This is a genomic window from Streptomyces sp. SID12501, assembly GCF_010550245.1.
Lineage (GTDB): Bacteria > Actinomycetota > Actinomycetes > Streptomycetales > Streptomycetaceae > Streptomyces.
The window spans coordinates 1-458 of the sequence record NZ_JAAGLU010000566.1 but is presented as its reverse complement, the minus strand read 5'-3'; the positions used below and the strand labels follow the sequence as shown (position 1 = coordinate 458).

The following is a 458-nucleotide window of genomic DNA, read 5'->3' as shown; positions in this document are numbered from 1 at the left end:
ACCCCCTATCCTGGGCCCAGGATCTCCATATCCGCCGGAAGCGTCACCGAGGCCCTCGCTCAGCGCTATGCGTTGTCGATCGACGAGATTCGACGCCTCAATCCAAATACCGGGACGTTGCCGATGTTCCGTGGCAGACGCGACGCCGACATCACACTGGAAATCTACAACCGCCACCCTGTTTTATTGGCCGACTCCGCTTCGGAGAACCCCTGGTCACTGCGCTTTGGAACCGTATTCCACATGGCGAACGACTCGTCATTGTTCCTAACGCGCGAAGAGCTGGAGAGGGGCGGAGCGCGACTCGACGGATGGGCCTTCACGGATGGCACTCGGCGTTGGCTCCCCTTGTACGAGGGAAAGATGGTTTCCATCTATGATCACCGGCACGGAGACTACCGCGGTGTCACCATCGTTCCTGGACGGGAAGTTCGGGCAATCCCTTCACCACACCCCGC

General features: G+C 60.0%; 1 protein-coding gene. It reads left to right on the top strand.

Translation table 11 applies throughout. From position 1 onward, the window contains the following. Nucleotides 1–72 precede the first annotated feature (72 nt). On the top strand, nt 73–458 hold a 386-nt coding region (locus tag G3I71_RS50675), incomplete at its 3' end, for a hypothetical protein (RefSeq protein WP_203733152.1).